Below are 14563 nucleotides of genomic sequence, written 5' to 3'. Positions count from 1 at the left end.
CTGCGAAACCGTTCCCCTCCGACACCCATTTACTTGTCGGCTCCTGAGCAGAAATTATGACGCGTCCCCGAACAGCGCTTGCAGTTTTTACCCTTCTCGTGCTGATCGTCGGGAGTCTGGGCCTTGCGGCTGCAGTCCCCGATGCACGCCTGATCGTCGACGACGTCGAGGTATCTCCCGAGACCCCCGCGCCGGACGAGACGACCACGGTCGATCTGACCGTCTCGAACTCCGCCGGGAGCGGTGAGCCCGTCACTGTCGACGAGGCCCGCCTCCACGACGACGAGCGAACGTACGCGACCGCCGAGAACGTCAGTGCACTGTCGCCCGGCGATACGGTCACGATACCCCTCGATACCGCGTTCGACGAGGCTGGCGTCCACGAGCTGACGGCGACCGTAAACGGGACCTACACGACGACCGACGAGGACGGCGACGAGATCGAGGAGTCGGTAACGATCACGTACCCGGTCACCGTCGTGGTCGGTGGGGTCGACGCGGGCGGCATCGAGGACGACGTACAGGTCGACGCGCAGGCAGTCGATGCGAGTGACATCGAAACCGAGGACGACGAGGACGCCGCAGCAGGTGTCGATCTGAACGTCGGCGACCTCGGTGGCGCGTTCGGCGATGCAGGGATCGAGGATGGCGACGCAGCGGCGGACGACGAGGACCAAGCAGCCAATCGAAGTAGCGATCGGCTGCTCCGGATCGAGGTGACGAACTTCGGCACGGCGACTGCTCGGTCAGTCGTCGTCGAACCCGCGGCCAACGAGACGTCCCTTCCGCGAATCCCGGCGTCCGATCTCGCCCCCGGCGAACAGGAGACCGTCTTCCTCGATCTCGACCGGGTCGAGCAGGCGGGAACGATCGACGTGACGGCGCGGTACACGCTCGGAACCGACCGACTCGCGAGCGCGACTGCCTACGAGTACACGCCCGAGCGCACCCCCACAGCGACGCTTGATTTCACTGACCTCGATATCGTCGCCGATGGCGAGGATGTAGCGATTTCGGGGAACGTCGCAAACGTCGGCACGGCCGACGCGAACGGCGCTGTCGTCGCCGTCGAGCCTGCGGACGGCGTCGAGCCGACCTACCCACAGCGAAACTATTTTGTCGGGGCCGTGCCGGAAAGTGACTTCGTCGGGTTCGATCTGACCGCGACCGTCGACGAGGACGTGACCGAGGTGCCGATCACGGTGACGTATCTGGACGACGGTGTCGAGCAAGAACACACCGTCGAGCTCGACTACACGCCGCGCGAGCAGTCGGGTGGCGATGACGGCAGGACGGTCTGGCCCTTCGCACTCGCTGGGGGCATCAGCCTGCTGGCACTGGGCGGCGGTGGGCTGGTCTGGAGGAAGCGCAATGGACGCGACTGAGAGGGCGACCACGGCGTCCGATCCGCCGGCGTCCGATCCGGCGCTGGAACTCGATACCGTCCGGAAGGTCTACGAGAGCGGCGCGGAAACTGTTGTGGCGCTTGACGACGTCGATCTCCGCGTCGAGCGCGGCGAGTTCGTCACCATCATGGGACCAAGCGGGAGCGGGAAATCGACCATGCTCAACGTGCTCGGGTTGCTCGACGAGCCGACGTCCGGGACGGTCCGAATCGACGGCAGGCTCACCGGCGATCTCTCGGATGACCGTCGGACGACGATGCGAAAGGAGCTGCTCGGCTTCGTCTTCCAGGACTTTTACCTGTTACCGACGCTGACCGCTGTCGAGAACGTCACGCTACCGACTATTTTCGGGGACGGCCCCCCGCGGCGCGAGCGCGCGGTCGACCTGCTCGAACGGGTCGGTCTGGGCGGGCGGCTCGATCACACCCCGACGGAGCTCAGCGGGGGCCAGCAACAGCGCGTTGCAATCGCACGAGCGCTGATCAACGAACCGCGGATTCTGCTGGCCGACGAGCCGACCGGCAACCTCGACCGGGACACGAGCGAGCAGGTGCTGGACGAGCTGTCCGGGATCACCGAACAGGGCGTCAGCGTGATCGCCGTGACCCACGACGAACTGGTGACCGAGTACACCGATCGAACCGTCGAGTTGTTCGACGGGCGAATCCGATGACTGGGACGTGCTGGCGGCTACAGCGAGGTGACCTGCTGTGGTGAAGTTCCCGGCCGTCTTCGTCGCACGTCGGAATCTCTCGCGCAACCGGTTCCGATCGATTCTCGCGGGGCTCGGGATCCTCATCGCAGTCGTCGCCATCGCCGCGCTGGGCATCTTCGGAAACGTGCTCTCGCTCGGCGCTGCGGACGCGCTGGGCGATATCGGTAACGAGGTCGTCATCACACCGAACGCCGACGAGGGGTTCGACGAACTCACCGAGCGACAGGTCCAGTCGATCGAACGCGTCACCGACGACGTGACCGTCGCCCCGATCAGAACGGAGACGGGGCTGGTCACCCGGGGGACGGAATCGACAGCGTCGACGCTGTACGGGATCGACGACCCCGCCGCGATCTACGAGGCCGACGAAGGGCGGTTGCCGGACCGGCACACACAGGGGGCGATCCTCGGCAGTAGCGTCGCCGAGCAGCTGGACGCGGGCGAGGGCAACGTCGTTACCATCGACGACACGACCTACCGGGTGATCGCGGTACTCGAACCGGTCGAGTCTTTCGGTCCACTCTCGGCGGACGACGCCGTCCTGTTGCCCGAAAACGCGATTGGGGGCAGCGGTTACGAGCAGGTGATCCTGCGCGGCGAGGAGACCGGAGCGACGGCTGCGGCGGCCGACGCCGTGAGGGCTGAACTCAACGCCCGCGAGGAGCGAATCGATGTCTTCGAGCTATCGGAGATCACCGACGAGATCGACGAGTTCTTCTCCCTGCTGCAGAGCTTCCTGCTCGGAATCGGCTCGATCTCGCTGGTGATCGCGGGCGTGAGCATCCTGAACGTGATGTTGATGAGCACTGTCGAGCGCCGCGAGGAAATCGGAGTCATGCGCGCGGTCGGCGTCAAAAAAGACGAGGTACTCCGGATGATGTTGATCGAGGCGGGACTGCTGGGCCTGTTCGGCGCGTTCGGTGGCGTCGTCGTGTCGGTGCTGCTTGCCGCGGGGCTGTATCTAACGACGCCCGTTGAGCTGTGGATCCTGCTCGACCCGGCGAATTTCTTCTATCTCGCACTGGCCTTTGCCTTCGGGATCGGGGTCAGCTTACTGAGCGGGCTCTATCCGGCCTGGAAGGCGGCGAGCGAGCGACCGGTCGACGCCCTGCGGGATTAGCCGTCGCCCTCGGACTGAAACGGCTCGCCGACTGCCCCTCTTGGGAGCGTGTTGTGAATGTCCGTCATCAACCCGCCCGACGACCGGTACTGTTCGTCGGGCAGGTCAGCAACGAGCTCGCCGAGGTTTTCTTCGCCATCTGCGAGGCGAAGCGTTACGTCGTCGAATTCGGCCGCTGCCGCCGCCGGTGTGATCGGATAGTCGAGTTCGCCAAACAGTGCATCGAGATGACTGAGTCGGACTTCACGTCCCATACCGGTAGTACGTGAGACACAGACATACGTGGATGTGGTGGCTTCGGTGACACGTCTGCAGGGATCCAGAACTGGCAAGTACCACGGTGTCGATAGCACGACTCAATGACGCTTTCGGAGGAGGCTCGCGACCGCCTCGCAGATGTCGTAGAGTTACAGCCGACGAAAAACAGCGAGCTACAGGAGCGGTGGGGGGTAGAGAGCGGGAGCGAGGTCCATAGCTACCTCGAGTCGGAGCTTGGCGACTACTATTATCGGGACGACAACAGCCTGATCCGCGCGACGAGTGAGGCAAACGACCTCGTCGACGTCGAACCGGGGATCGAGTCGGACGAAGACGACGTGCCGAGTCTGGTTCGCGTCCCCGAACTGCAGGCACAGGTTCTCGGCGTGCTCGCCGGGCCGGATGAGCGCTCACAGAGCGTCGTTTCCGTGCTCCACGCGCTACGGGATGCCCACGATATCGATCCCGACACGGAGGACGTTCGCTCGGCACTCCAGAGTCTGCGTCGCAAAGGTGTCGTCGAGGTCGTGTACCGTAGCGTGCCGACGTTCCGCCTGAGCGTCGATCGGGACGAGCTGGACGTCGAACGGTCGGACTGAGCTACACCGTGTCGGGTGTCTCCACTTCGCTTCGCTGTCTCTCGATCTCCTCGATTGTCCCCCAGTGCTCTCTGGCGGACTCGCTCGGCTCGTAAACTGCCCCGTACTCGTCGTCGGTCTTCGAGACGACACCGTGTTGCATGAGCACGTCCAGGTGGTGTCTGACCGTCGTGTAATCGAGGTCGAGCGCCTTCGCGAGCTGGTTCGCGTTTCTCGGCCTGTGGTCGAGAGCTCGGACGAGCCGAAGGCGGTTCGGCCCCCCGCGACTCCTGCCGAAGACGTACCAGAGATCGGCGTTCATCTGGCTCCAACGTACTGATGGAGGCGATATAAGTACACACCAGGTACTTGCTCGGGCGTCTGGCCGCTGTACTCGTAAGCACGGATTTGTATACACAAGGAGGCCATACCGGAGAGAATTTGGAGAGATCAGGGCCAGAGTTCGGAAATCGTTGATCCGTGTGATTTCCCTACCTGTATACGTCGTTATGAAACCAGACAGACAGAGGCGGACGATTCTGAAAGCGACGGGTGGTGCGATAGTGTTCGGAACCCTTGCAGGCTGTACCGACGCGGCGGACGATCCGGAAGAGGAAGATCCCGAAGCGGATCCCGAAGAAGAAGAGGACCCAGAGGAAGAAGAGGAGGAAGAAGAGGAAGAGGAGGAAGAGGAAGAGGAGGAAGAGGAAGAAGAAGAAGACGAGATGGCTATGCTTCGCGTGGCCCACCTCTCGCCCGACGCCCCGAACGTCGATGTCTACGTCGACGACGAACCGACGCTCGAAGACGTCCCGTTCCGGGCGGTCAGCGACTACCTCGAACTGGAGCCCGATACGTACAACATCCGGATCACGGCGGCCGGTGACGAGGAGACCGAAGTGTTCAACGAGGACGTCGAGCTGCCTGCAGGAGCGTTCACCGCAGCAGCCATCGGCGAACTCGACGAGGAGGGAACCCAGGAGTTCGCGGTCGAGACCTACGAGGACGACCTCGAAGATCCGGGAGAGGACGCCCGTGTCCGGGCAGTCCACGCGTCACCCGATGCTCCGGCAGTCGACATCGCAGCCAACGGCGATGTCCTGCTCGAAGACGTCGACTTCGGTGAAGCCGGAGCCGTCGAAGTACCCGCAGGCGAGTACACGCTCGAAATCCGGGCGGCAGGCGAAGAGGAGGCTGTCGCGGAGTTCCCGGTCGAAACCGAGTCCGGGTTGGTCTACTCCGCGTTTGCAGTGGGCTACCTCGAACCGGAAGCGGCACCGGTCGACGAGGAGTTCGATCTCCTTCTCACTGTCGACAACGAGGACATGGACGACGAGATGAACGGTGAGGAAGACGACGAGATGAACGGCGAAGAGGAGAACGGTGAGGAAGACGACGAGATGAACGGCGAAGAGGAGAACGGTGAATGAAACGAAGTGTGAATACAACGCTTACCGACGTTTGCCGCCAGTAAACGGCAATCACTGGCCCCTCGCGCTGAGCGCATCACGATTTTTTGGTCCCACGAAGCCGAGCACGCCGAGCGGCGAGCAACCGCTCCACCGTCTTCCCCGGCCCTCCGTCGATCGGCCAACTGTGCTGCCGCCATGCTGGCGGTTCCGGCTCGAAGGCTGGACAGGATCCGGAACACTCGCTTGCGGTCTGGACGCGACAGTGCGAGCCACACCAGGGGAGCACCTGCCCGTCGCGTTCACGCGGGCCAAACCACCGACAGTCCGATCGCATTGTGTCGATGAACGCCCGCCAGCCGCGTTCGTAGGCTCGTTCTGCGATCCGATACCGGAGCGTCGCTTTTCGATCGGGCGAGACGTACTCGAACGTCGCCGCCGACTGGTCGAATGAGGAGTGCCCACCGCCACGGTCCGTGATCCGCGTTCCCGGTGCCGCCGGTTCGAGCGCCTGAGCGTGCCAGGCGACCGACGCCGAGAGCGCTGTGGGATCGACTTCCAGTACGCCCGCCTCCACTGGGAGGTCCTCAAACAGGACAGGTGAGACTGCGGCGTCGGTTGCACGGGTCGCCACCCACGCCTCGTCGGCCAGCCCCAGCGCGACATCCCGTTCGAGTTGGGGCTGTAACGCGCTCGCCGCGCTCGCGTCCAGATCCGGCTTGTTCTCGATGGCGACGATTCGGTCGACCCACTCCGGATAGCGATACTGTCGCCTGATCTCGATCCGGTTGCCCGACTTTCGGACGTCCAGAATCCCCCGGTCGTCGGCCTCGTGGATCGTCTCGCGGACGTACCGCCACGGGTAGTCGGGCTCCGGAAGCGCATCACGGTAGAAGGTCCACTCCTCGGGCGCGGAGCGGAGGACGTAGCGCAGGTCGTCGTCCAGCCGTTCGGTCCCGAAGGTCGCACGCTGTTCGAGCGCCGCGGCGGTCGTCTCGACAACAATGGTGTCCCAGCGTCGCCGTTTCGTCCCCAACTGCCGCGCGACCAGTGCGATCGTGTCGTCCTCAAGCGTCCCGATCGGCGGCCACTCGCGTTCCGCCCAGTAACAGACCCGAAGCTCGAAGGCGAACTCGGAGTCGTACTGGATGCGCTCGCTCACGATCAAACGAACGCGCGCCGACCGTCAAAACCGTTCCGTCCGCTCGCTACGACTCCTCGGTGGCTCCCTCACGGACCTTTACCGCCATCCCGGTCTCGAAATCACACATGGCGTCGGCCGATAGCTCGGCGCGACCGACAGCGAGCAGGTCACCGTTCTCGTGGACGACCAGCGCCTCGTCGCCCGGGCGGAGGTCGCCGTCCACCCGGTCGACGAATTTCGCGAAGACGTTCTTGCCGTCACGCACGAACGGTTCGCTCTCGTCGCCGACGACCACGCGATTCCGTGGGTCGGCTAGCGCGAGGAGCCGTTTCCCCCCCTCGATACCGAGCGTGTACCGCCCGTCGACGTTCAACGAGACGATCCGATCCGACTCGCCGATCACCTGCTGTGGCCTGCCCGAGCTGCTGCGTTTGATCGTGAACCGTCCGTCTTCGGGAAACAGTGCTGGCCCTGCCCCGCCACCGAACTGGTAGCCGGCGACAGTCCGGAGATGCTCGCCGTCCTCGCCGAGTCCGGTATCCGCGTCGTCGCTCATTGTCGAGTCAAGGGCGTCGGCGCGTGAAAGCGCTTCGACATTCCACAGCGGGACGGAACTGCCATCCGCAGATTATGTGGGTAGTTACCAATACACAAACTGTCGGCCAAAAGGGGAAACCTATAAACTAGAAGCCCACACTGGCTGGTATACAAATGGATACTACGAAAGTTGCGGCAGGTGCGGTTCTCATTGCGATCAGCAGCATTATTCTTCTCGCAACCGGATCGCTCGACTCCGGAGTTCCCGCGATCCTCGCAGGTGTGGCCGCGATCGCGATGGCGGCTGGGTCCCTGCTCGTCGGGACGTCCGGCGAAGGACGAGCGGTCTAGACGGCCGGACAGTTCTCCACGTTCGCTGACTAGAGCAGAAACGTCTCTGTCCGCTCGCTCAGATTGACAAAGGAGTCAGCAGCCTCTTTTAGCTCCTCGGCAGTCGAGGACTCGAATCCCATCACTTCGACGCGAACGCCCTCGTGACGCATGTGCGAGCAGAGTCGCGAGAAGTCGCCGTCGCCAGTACAGAGCACGATCGTATCGACGTGCTCGGCGAGTGTCACCGCGTCGAGGCTCATCCCGACGTCCCAGTCGGCCTTCTTCGAGCCGTCACTGAACGTTTTGATGTCTTTGATCTTCGTCTCGAAGCCAATGTCAGTGAGTGCGTCGAAGAAGCTCTCTTCCTCGGGCGAGTCGGCGCGAATGACGTACGCGATGGCGCGTGTTAGCTCGCGGTCCTGGACGCTCTTTTCGAGCAGCGAGGAGTAATCGATATTGTTACTGTAGAGGCTCTGTGCGCTATGATAGAGGTTCTGCGCGTCGACGAGAACGGCGACGCGCTGACCCGGATGGATCTCGCTCATGCCGGTTCTTGTGCGGGCCAGTACATAAAGAACGGGAGTCGGTTGGCGTCTACCGGCGGTTTCGCAGCCGCGAGATCCGCTCTTCGGTCGAGGGATGCGTCGAGAGCAGCTTCTTTGCGGCGCCACCCGAGATACAGAGTGCGGCGACGGAATCGTCCATTTCGGCGTCGGTGCGTTCTGCGCTCCGCTGGATCTTTTCGAGCGCTCGCGCGAGCGGTTCACCGTTACCGATCGCGTCCGCGGCGTCGGCGTCGGCGACGTACTCGCGGTACCGCGAGATGGCCATGACGAAGACCATCACGAGCATCTGTGTGATCATCCCCACGACGAAGGCGAGCACGTAGTTCGCAATGGATCGCTCGCCGGTGAAGAGGACGACCCACTGGGCGGCGATCCCGACGATCGCGGCGATCGACTGCCCGATAGTCATCGTTACGACGTCGCGGTTGCGGATGTGTGCCAGCTCGTGGGCGATCACGCCATTGAGCTCCTCGCGGTCGAGTACCTGCATCAGTTCGGTCGAGATCACGACCGTTCCCTTCCCCTTGCGGCCGGTCGCGAAGGCGTTGGGTGTGCCCATACTCGCGACCATCAGCCGGGGCTTTTTGATCCCCATATCGCGCGAGAGCGACTCCACCGTCTGGTGAATCTGGGGATACTCCTCTTCGGACATATCTTCGGCTCCGACACTTCGCAACGCCATTTTCGTTCCCAGCAGGTACTGGACCCCGATGAACGCGACCGTCAGAATTCCGACTAGCCAGAGCGGCAAGCCGAACGCGACGACTGCGACGAGTGCAGCCAGCGAGAAGAACGCAAACAGGATGGTGCTGACGATCGCCATCCGGATCTTGAGACCTATGTGTCGCATACCTGCGGATAGCTGTCGACGACCTATAAGTCGTATGGCAGCGACGCACTGTGACAACATCCGACATACTATCCGGGCCGCAAACACAACGAATAAGTTTCGGCACTCGGACACTCTCTACTGTGTACGGACTCGTTCGACGACTCGGCTCGTCCGCGCGGACATCGAGCGAGTACGCCGTCGCCTTTCTGAAAAAACACGGTCGATAGCGGCTCCCGGCGAGCGTAGCAAGCTCGTCGCGGGCCGGTCCTCGACCGCGGATGGATCGATTGATACCGACCGATCACAATATACCAGACATGACACCGAACCCTTTCCACGGCGTTCTGCCAGCGATGGTGACGCCGTTCAACGACGACGAGAGCATCGATCACGACCAACTGCGAGCGGACGCCCAGCGACTTGAAACCGCTGGCGTCGACGGGCTGGTCCCCGTCGGCTCCACGGGCGAAAGTGCGACCCTGAGCCACGACGAGCACGTCGAGGTCGTCGAGACGGTCGTCGACGCCGTCGAGGACGTACCGGTCATCGCGGGCACCGGGAGCAACAACACCCGCGAGGCGCTGGAGCTGTCCGAACGCGCCGCGGATGCTGGCGCTGACGGTCTCCTCCTTATTTCGCCGTACTACAACAGGCCGGAACAGCAGGGCCTCATCGAGCACTATCGGGCGGTCGCCGACGCGGTCGACCTGCCACAGCTCCTGTACAACGTCCCCTCTCGGACGGGCCAGAACGTCGAGGCTGACACGGTCGTCGAACTCGCAGCCCATGAGAATATCGCGGGCCTGAAGGCGGCAAGCGGCGACCTCAACCAGATCTCGGAGATTATCGAGCGCACGCGCGAGGAGGAGTTCACCGTCGTCTCTGGCGACGACGGCCTGACCCTTCCGATGCTCTCGATCGGGGCCAGCGGGGCGGTCAGCGTCGTCGCGAACGTCGAACCCGAGCGCACCTGCGCGATGGTCGGTGCAGCCCTTTCCGGTGACTACGAACGAGCGCGGGCGCTCCATCACGAACTCGCACCGCTGACACGCGCACTCTTTACCGAAACGAACCCGATCCCGGTCGCCGAGGCGATGCACATTCGCGGACACGCGAAGCCGATCGTTCGCTCGCCGCTGACACGGCTTTCGGAAGAGCACCGCGATGAACTCGCCGCGATCCTGACGGAGCTGGACGGCGAAGCAGCAGCCGACCTCGCGGAGGCCGACCGATGAGCGAGGGAACCGGCGAACCGACGCCAATCGCGGTCAACGGCGCTGCCGGTCGGATGGGCCAGACGGTCATCGAGACGGCAGCGGCCCGAGACGATCTGGAGGTCGTCGTGGGGATCGATGTCGCCGACGCGGCAGAAATCGACGGCGTACCGGTTGTCGATCCGGATGACGCCGCCACGGCGTTCGCGGAGTACGAACCGGACGCGATAATCGACTTTACCGTCCCCGATGCGACACTGGGCATCGTCGACTCCTGCGTCGAGCACGGCGTCGCACTCGTCGTCGGGACAACCGGCTTTGACGAGGACGGGCTGGCCGACCTGCGAGCGACCAGCGAGTCGGTCCCCGTGCTCAAAGCAACGAACTTCTCGCGGGGGATTCAGGTGCTCCTCAGAACCGTCAGCGAGGCCGTCGACGCGCTGGAGGGCTACGACCTCGAACTGATGGAGACCCATCACAACCAGAAGATAGACGCGCCCTCTGGCACCGCGAAGACGATCCTCGACACCGTTCAGGAAGAACGGGACGTCGAACCGGTCTACGGGCGCGAGGGCCACGCCCCCCGCGAGGATGACGAAATCGGCGTCCTCGTTCGACGTGCGGGCGACATCCGCGGCGAGCACGAACTCGTGCTGGCGGGCAACGACGAGGTGCTCTCGCTCTCCCATCGCGCCGAGGATCGGGGCGTCTTCGCGGCAGGGGCGCTCGACGCCGCGGCGTGGGTCGCCGGTCGAAATCCTGACTGGTATACCTTCGGAGCGGTAATCGACGAGTCATGAGTCTGCAGACAGACGTCGAAGACCTCTGGCAGCGAAAACAGGACGGACTGACGGCTGACGACGCGAGCGCGGAAGACCTGACCGTACTCGACGAGTTCCTCGCCGCGCTAGAAGCGGGCGACGTTCGGGCCGCTGAGAAGCAGGGTGAGGAGTGGATTGCCAACGAGTGGGTCAAGCAGGGCATCCTGCTCAATTTCGGCCTTCGCCACACCGCCGAACGGGAGTACGGCGGCGTCACCTATCACGACGTCCTGCCGCTGCGCAAGACTGACGACCTAAACGATCGCGGCACGCGGAACACGCCTGACGGAACGACGATCCGCCGCGGCGCATATCTCGGCGAGGACTGCATCATGATGTCGCCGAGTTTCGTCAACATCGGCGCGCACGTCGGCGACGGGACGCTGATCGACTCCGCCGACACCGTCGGCTCCTGTGCCCAGATCGGCGAGAACGTCAAACTCGGTGCGAACACGCTAATCGGCGGCGTGCTCGAACCCGTCGAGGACGCCCCGGTGATTGTTGAGGACGGCGTTTCGCTCGGCGCTGGCTGTCGCGTCACCAGCGGCTTTGTCGTCGGCGAGAACAGCGTCGTCGGCGAGAACACACTCCTGACGCCACGCATTCCGGTCTACGATCTCGTCGAGGAGGAGGTGCTCTACGGTGAACTCCCTGCGAACCGTCGTGCGTTCCAGCGCTTCGTCGAATCCTCGGTGAGCGAGCACGAGATGATAGACGGCGGCGCGTTCAAGCCCGCGGTCGTCGCGACCCACATCGAGGAGGAGACGCTCGAAGCGACCGAGCGCGAGGACGCGCTGCGGGAGTAACGGGCCCCATTTTTACAGTCTACCGATCAGACCCCGATAGCCACGGGGTCGCACTCCCGCCACCGTTTCCGACGTTGGATGTTCATGTTTCCAGAACCGCTGACGTGCGAGTGTTTATATACGATACGGACAGAAATCCACCCATGAGCGATCCGGGTCATGACGATGGAGGACGGTTCACCCGCCATACGTCGGACGAGGAGCTCTTGCGGGCGTTCGAGCGGACGGACGACCCTGTACTGACTGCCAGCGAGATCGCAGCCGACCTGCCGATCGGATCGCGGGCGGTCCGGGAGCGGCTGAAAGGGCTCCGAGATGATGGATACGTGGCGGGAAAAGAAGTCGGTGCGCGGACGATCGTATGGTGGCGGCTGGCGACCGCTGGCTCCGACGCGCCGTGGCGTGACGGGTTCGGTGCCTTTGCCGATAGCGACCTCGACGGTGAAATCGAGGCGCTCGAACGGGAAGTCGACGCGGAGTTCGAGGCAGATCAGGATGAGCTATTTTGACACGAGTTTTCTGATCGACTATCTGCAAGAAGCGCAGTACGCACTCGAACATCTCGATCGGAACCCGACCATGGCTCGAACCGCGGGCGTTCCAGCGCCAGCACTGTACGAACTCTACGTCGGCGTCGCACGCCAGCGCGGCATCGACGCGATCTCGGACGCGATCGATGCGCTCTCGTGGACGACAACGGTGCCGCTAACAGAGGAGGCGACAATTGAAGCGGCGGCGATCGAACGAGAGCTCGCGGACAACGGCCAGAAGATCGGTTCGTTCGATACGCTGATCGCAGGTGTCGCCCGGTCGGACGATGTTGCGCTGGTGACGGCTGACACCGGGTTCGAACACGTCCCGGATCTCGTCGTCCACAACCCGAGACAGTAGTGGGTATCCGGCGGCCGCTCGATTCAGACGACGAACTCGTAGAGATCGTCGCCAACGTGGTGGACCGACTCGACGACTTTCCCCTGATCGCCGGCCATCTCCGACCCTTCGACCAGGGCGCGACCAATAGCGAGCACCTTGCCGTGGTTTTCCTCGGCGATCGCGACCAGATCGTCGGTTTCGATGTCGTCGTCGGCCTCGACGATCCCGGGCCGCATCACGTCCGCGCCGTCGCTGACGAAAGAGATCGCACCGCTGTCGACCGTGACGACGTGTGTCTCGGGCTCGAAGCGGTTTGCACCCCGGACCGTGAGGAATGGCTCGTCGTCAACGTACAGCACCGAGGGTTCGCCGTCGACCAGCACGAGATCGAACTTCGAGTCGGCCAGTTCGACGAGCTCGTACGTATCGCCATCGATCTCCACGCCCAGTCCCTCGGCGACGGCGCGTTCCAGTTCTGACACCCCGTCGCTACGCAGGTGATGCCGGGAGTTGATTTCCATACTCCACACCAACGCCGGAGCGCGCATAAACGCCCCGGATGCTGATGGATCCGGCAAACGCTAAGTATGCGTCGCGCTAACGTAGAGCCATGTGGGGTTCCCGGAAGACAAAACAGGAGTCAGTCACCTGCATCGCCTGTGGCTGTTCGCTGCCGCGGTCGGAGGCGCGCGAATACGACAAGTACGGCGATCGGTGGGAGCGCGCGGGAAAGGAGTTCGAACACCTCTGTAAAGCCTGTGACCACGATCTCTGTCACCAGCCGCGTGACGAACTCGAAGGCCTGCTCGTGGAGATCGACGCCGGGAGCCACAGTCAGGCGGAGTTCCTCTCGTGGTACAGCGCTCTGGTCGAGGAACGCTACGGCACAATCGAGGAGTAGGAACCGGGCGCTCTTCTCAGCACCACCGCGCCAGCCGAGTGGGCGTGCCGTGGGGCGTCACATTGTTGTGGTAGTCACATTGTATACAATGTAACATTGTAACATCGCAGCAAGCATCGGGTCGTGGGCAACGAGTCTCACCGCTCCGCTGGCGACTGCGGTGGCGCGCGCTGGCGAGTGTGCTCGATCGAGTTCGAGTAACTCTCGCCGACGGTAAAAAGGATAAATTTTATTATTTTCTAGCTCATACATATTAGGCGTGTCTTTCCCTCCAACTCGTCGGAAGCTCCTCGGAAGTGTTGGTATCGCTCTGACCGCTGGCTGTCTTAGTGATGATGACGATGATGATCAGACTGGTGAAAACAGGGATGAGCGCGACGACTCAGATACGAATAGTACCAATCATAATGACTCCGACGAATGTGATCTCACACCTCGATCCGGACAGGGCCGGTCAGAACCAATCGAAACGGCGGTGACAGTAGACGATGTGGATGACATCGAAAAAGAATGCGCTAGCGCCGCTGCTGACGCCGCTATCGATCACCTGGACGACAGCCTCGACGTGGACCTCTCAGATCCGGACTCGTACTGGATCAGTTCAGTACTCCGACAAACCGCCGACGGATACAGAATCGAGATCCACATTATCGCAGCAAATAGCGGTGGGGACGATGGATCCTATTTATATTGTCCACCTGAGCAATTCGAGTTCGAGTCTGCCATTGAAGCGTTGCCCAGTAGAGTGAACGTCACACTCAATGTTAATGACGAAGAAAACGGGTACGAGTGTTCACACGAAGTCTGGGCAATACAAGAAGAACGCCATTACGATTAAGAGTGTAGTTCTCGGCGTGAGTCAATCCTTGAAAAGAGTTGATGGTTGAGATCAGATACTTTTTTGAGATGGTGGACAATGTCTCTGCCCATCGTATTTTGAGGATGTCGTGTGAGTATGATTTTCCATCCACATCAATAGCAGCATAGAACAGTCTGAGCGTGTCATAGAATCAATCACAGGGTCTTGAGCTTCGTCCGTCCGGGATTGTG

At 62.6% G+C, this 14563-nt stretch carries 20 protein-coding genes; 13 read left to right on the top strand and 7 right to left on the bottom strand.

Annotated features, from left to right (window positions below; translation table 11 throughout):
* The first annotated feature begins 56 nt into the window (after positions 1 to 56).
* Genes AArcSt11_RS13115 through AArcSt11_RS17105 form a run of 3 tightly spaced genes read left to right on the top strand, consistent with a single transcriptional unit; the run spans position 57 to position 3241 of the window.
* Positions 57 to 1385, top strand: a complete 1329-nt coding sequence (locus AArcSt11_RS13115; protein WP_250597703.1) for a COG1361 family protein — start codon at positions 57 to 59, stop codon at positions 1383 to 1385.
* Complete coding sequence (locus AArcSt11_RS13110) at positions 1372 to 2079, top strand: ABC transporter ATP-binding protein (RefSeq protein ID WP_250597702.1); 708 nt, start codon at positions 1372 to 1374, stop codon at positions 2077 to 2079. Before AArcSt11_RS13115 ends, AArcSt11_RS13110 begins: the two co-directional genes overlap by 14 nt.
* A 37-nt stretch (positions 2080 to 2116) precedes the next feature.
* On the top strand, positions 2117 to 3241 hold the full coding sequence (locus tag AArcSt11_RS17105; protein ID WP_250597701.1) for an ABC transporter permease: 1125 nt from the start codon (positions 2117 to 2119) through the stop codon (positions 3239 to 3241).
* Here AArcSt11_RS17105 and AArcSt11_RS13100 read toward each other — a convergent pair.
* Positions 3238 to 3495 (bottom strand): DUF5789 family protein, encoded by a 258-nt coding sequence (locus AArcSt11_RS13100; protein ID WP_250597700.1) that lies wholly within the window; start codon positions 3493 to 3495, stop codon positions 3238 to 3240. The two genes, AArcSt11_RS17105 and AArcSt11_RS13100, sit on opposite strands and share 4 nt — an antisense overlap.
* A 105-nt stretch (positions 3496 to 3600) precedes the next feature.
* On the opposite strand from AArcSt11_RS13100, the gene AArcSt11_RS13095 reads away from it, so the two are divergent.
* A complete protein-coding gene (locus AArcSt11_RS13095; RefSeq protein WP_250597699.1) occupies positions 3601 to 4098 on the top strand; it encodes a DUF5797 family protein in 498 nt (165 codons plus the stop codon).
* A 1-nt stretch (position 4099) separates the two neighbouring features.
* Here AArcSt11_RS13095 and AArcSt11_RS13090 read toward each other — a convergent pair whose 3' ends face one another.
* A complete protein-coding gene (locus AArcSt11_RS13090) occupies positions 4100 to 4399 on the bottom strand; it encodes an ArsR/SmtB family transcription factor (protein ID WP_250597697.1) in 300 nt (99 codons plus the stop codon).
* Between the two features lie 241 nt (positions 4400 to 4640).
* Between AArcSt11_RS13090 and AArcSt11_RS13085 the strand changes: the two genes are divergently transcribed.
* Positions 4641 to 5507 carry a DUF4397 domain-containing protein gene (locus tag AArcSt11_RS13085; RefSeq protein WP_250597695.1) on the top strand — a complete coding sequence of 289 codons (867 nt, stop codon included), beginning with the start codon at positions 4641 to 4643 and terminating at the stop codon, positions 5505 to 5507.
* Positions 5508 to 5583: 76 nt separating this feature from the next.
* Here AArcSt11_RS13085 and AArcSt11_RS13080 read toward each other — a convergent pair whose 3' ends face one another.
* Positions 5584 to 6648 (bottom strand): DUF5787 family protein, encoded by a 1065-nt coding sequence (locus AArcSt11_RS13080; protein ID WP_353617781.1) that lies wholly within the window; start codon positions 6646 to 6648, stop codon positions 5584 to 5586.
* A gap of 46 nt (positions 6649 to 6694) precedes the next feature.
* On the bottom strand, positions 6695 to 7186 hold the full coding sequence (locus AArcSt11_RS13075) for a PUA domain-containing protein (protein WP_250597693.1): 492 nt from the start codon (positions 7184 to 7186) through the stop codon (positions 6695 to 6697).
* Positions 7187 to 7341: 155 nt separating this feature from the next.
* On the opposite strand from AArcSt11_RS13075, the gene AArcSt11_RS13070 reads away from it, so the two are divergent.
* Positions 7342 to 7518: a hypothetical protein gene (locus AArcSt11_RS13070; protein ID WP_254714845.1), complete on the top strand. Its 177-nt coding sequence runs from the start codon at positions 7342 to 7344 to the stop codon at positions 7516 to 7518.
* 29 nt (positions 7519 to 7547) lie between these two features.
* Here the strand turns inward: AArcSt11_RS13070 and AArcSt11_RS13065 are convergent, their stop codons facing one another.
* Together AArcSt11_RS13065 and AArcSt11_RS13060 are read right to left on the bottom strand one after the other, a co-directional pair.
* A complete protein-coding gene (locus tag AArcSt11_RS13065) occupies positions 7548 to 8045 on the bottom strand; it encodes a LabA-like NYN domain-containing protein (protein ID WP_250597691.1) in 498 nt (165 codons plus the stop codon).
* A 49-nt stretch (positions 8046 to 8094) separates the two neighbouring features.
* A complete protein-coding gene (locus AArcSt11_RS13060) occupies positions 8095 to 8916 on the bottom strand; it encodes a M48 family metalloprotease (RefSeq protein WP_250597689.1) in 822 nt (273 codons plus the stop codon).
* A 299-nt stretch (positions 8917 to 9215) separates the two neighbouring features.
* On the opposite strand from AArcSt11_RS13060, the gene dapA reads away from it, so the two are divergent.
* From dapA to AArcSt11_RS13035, 5 genes are all read left to right on the top strand, one after another.
* Positions 9216 to 10133: a 4-hydroxy-tetrahydrodipicolinate synthase gene (dapA, locus tag AArcSt11_RS13055; protein WP_250597686.1), complete on the top strand. Its 918-nt coding sequence runs from the start codon at positions 9216 to 9218 to the stop codon at positions 10131 to 10133.
* Positions 10130 to 10912 (top strand): 4-hydroxy-tetrahydrodipicolinate reductase, encoded by a 783-nt coding sequence (gene dapB / locus AArcSt11_RS13050; RefSeq protein ID WP_250597684.1) that lies wholly within the window; start codon positions 10130 to 10132, stop codon positions 10910 to 10912. Before dapA ends, dapB begins: the two co-directional genes overlap by 4 nt.
* On the top strand, positions 10909 to 11739 hold the full coding sequence (locus AArcSt11_RS13045; RefSeq protein ID WP_250597680.1) for a 2,3,4,5-tetrahydropyridine-2,6-dicarboxylate N-succinyltransferase: 831 nt from the start codon (positions 10909 to 10911) through the stop codon (positions 11737 to 11739). The genes dapB and AArcSt11_RS13045 overlap by 4 nt, the downstream gene beginning before the upstream one ends.
* 143 nt (positions 11740 to 11882) lie before the next feature.
* Positions 11883 to 12248, top strand: coding sequence for a hypothetical protein (locus tag AArcSt11_RS13040; RefSeq protein WP_250597678.1), 366 nt, complete (start codon positions 11883 to 11885; stop codon positions 12246 to 12248).
* A complete protein-coding gene (locus AArcSt11_RS13035; RefSeq protein ID WP_250597676.1) occupies positions 12235 to 12630 on the top strand; it encodes a PIN domain-containing protein in 396 nt (131 codons plus the stop codon). Before AArcSt11_RS13040 ends, AArcSt11_RS13035 begins: the two co-directional genes overlap by 14 nt.
* Positions 12631 to 12653: 23 nt before the next feature.
* On the opposite strand, the gene AArcSt11_RS13030 is transcribed toward AArcSt11_RS13035, so the two are convergent.
* On the bottom strand, positions 12654 to 13133 hold the full coding sequence (locus tag AArcSt11_RS13030) for an RNA-binding protein (RefSeq protein WP_250597674.1): 480 nt from the start codon (positions 13131 to 13133) through the stop codon (positions 12654 to 12656).
* An 89-nt stretch (positions 13134 to 13222) separates the two neighbouring features.
* On the opposite strand from AArcSt11_RS13030, the gene AArcSt11_RS13025 reads away from it, so the two are divergent.
* Positions 13223 to 13513 (top strand): DUF7562 family protein, encoded by a 291-nt coding sequence (locus AArcSt11_RS13025; RefSeq protein ID WP_250597672.1) that lies wholly within the window; start codon positions 13223 to 13225, stop codon positions 13511 to 13513.
* Between the two features lie 490 nt (positions 13514 to 14003).
* Entirely contained in the window at positions 14004 to 14351 is a 348-nt protein-coding gene (locus tag AArcSt11_RS13020; protein WP_250597670.1) for a hypothetical protein, read from the top strand.
* The last annotated feature ends 212 nt before the right edge of the window (positions 14352 to 14563 follow it).

The sequence above is a fragment of the Natranaeroarchaeum aerophilus genome, from assembly GCF_023638055.1.
GTDB lineage: Archaea > Halobacteriota > Halobacteria > Halobacteriales > Natronoarchaeaceae > Natranaeroarchaeum > Natranaeroarchaeum aerophilum.
The sequence above is the reverse complement of the archived record's forward strand: the minus strand, read 5'-3'. Positions and strand labels throughout refer to the sequence as shown.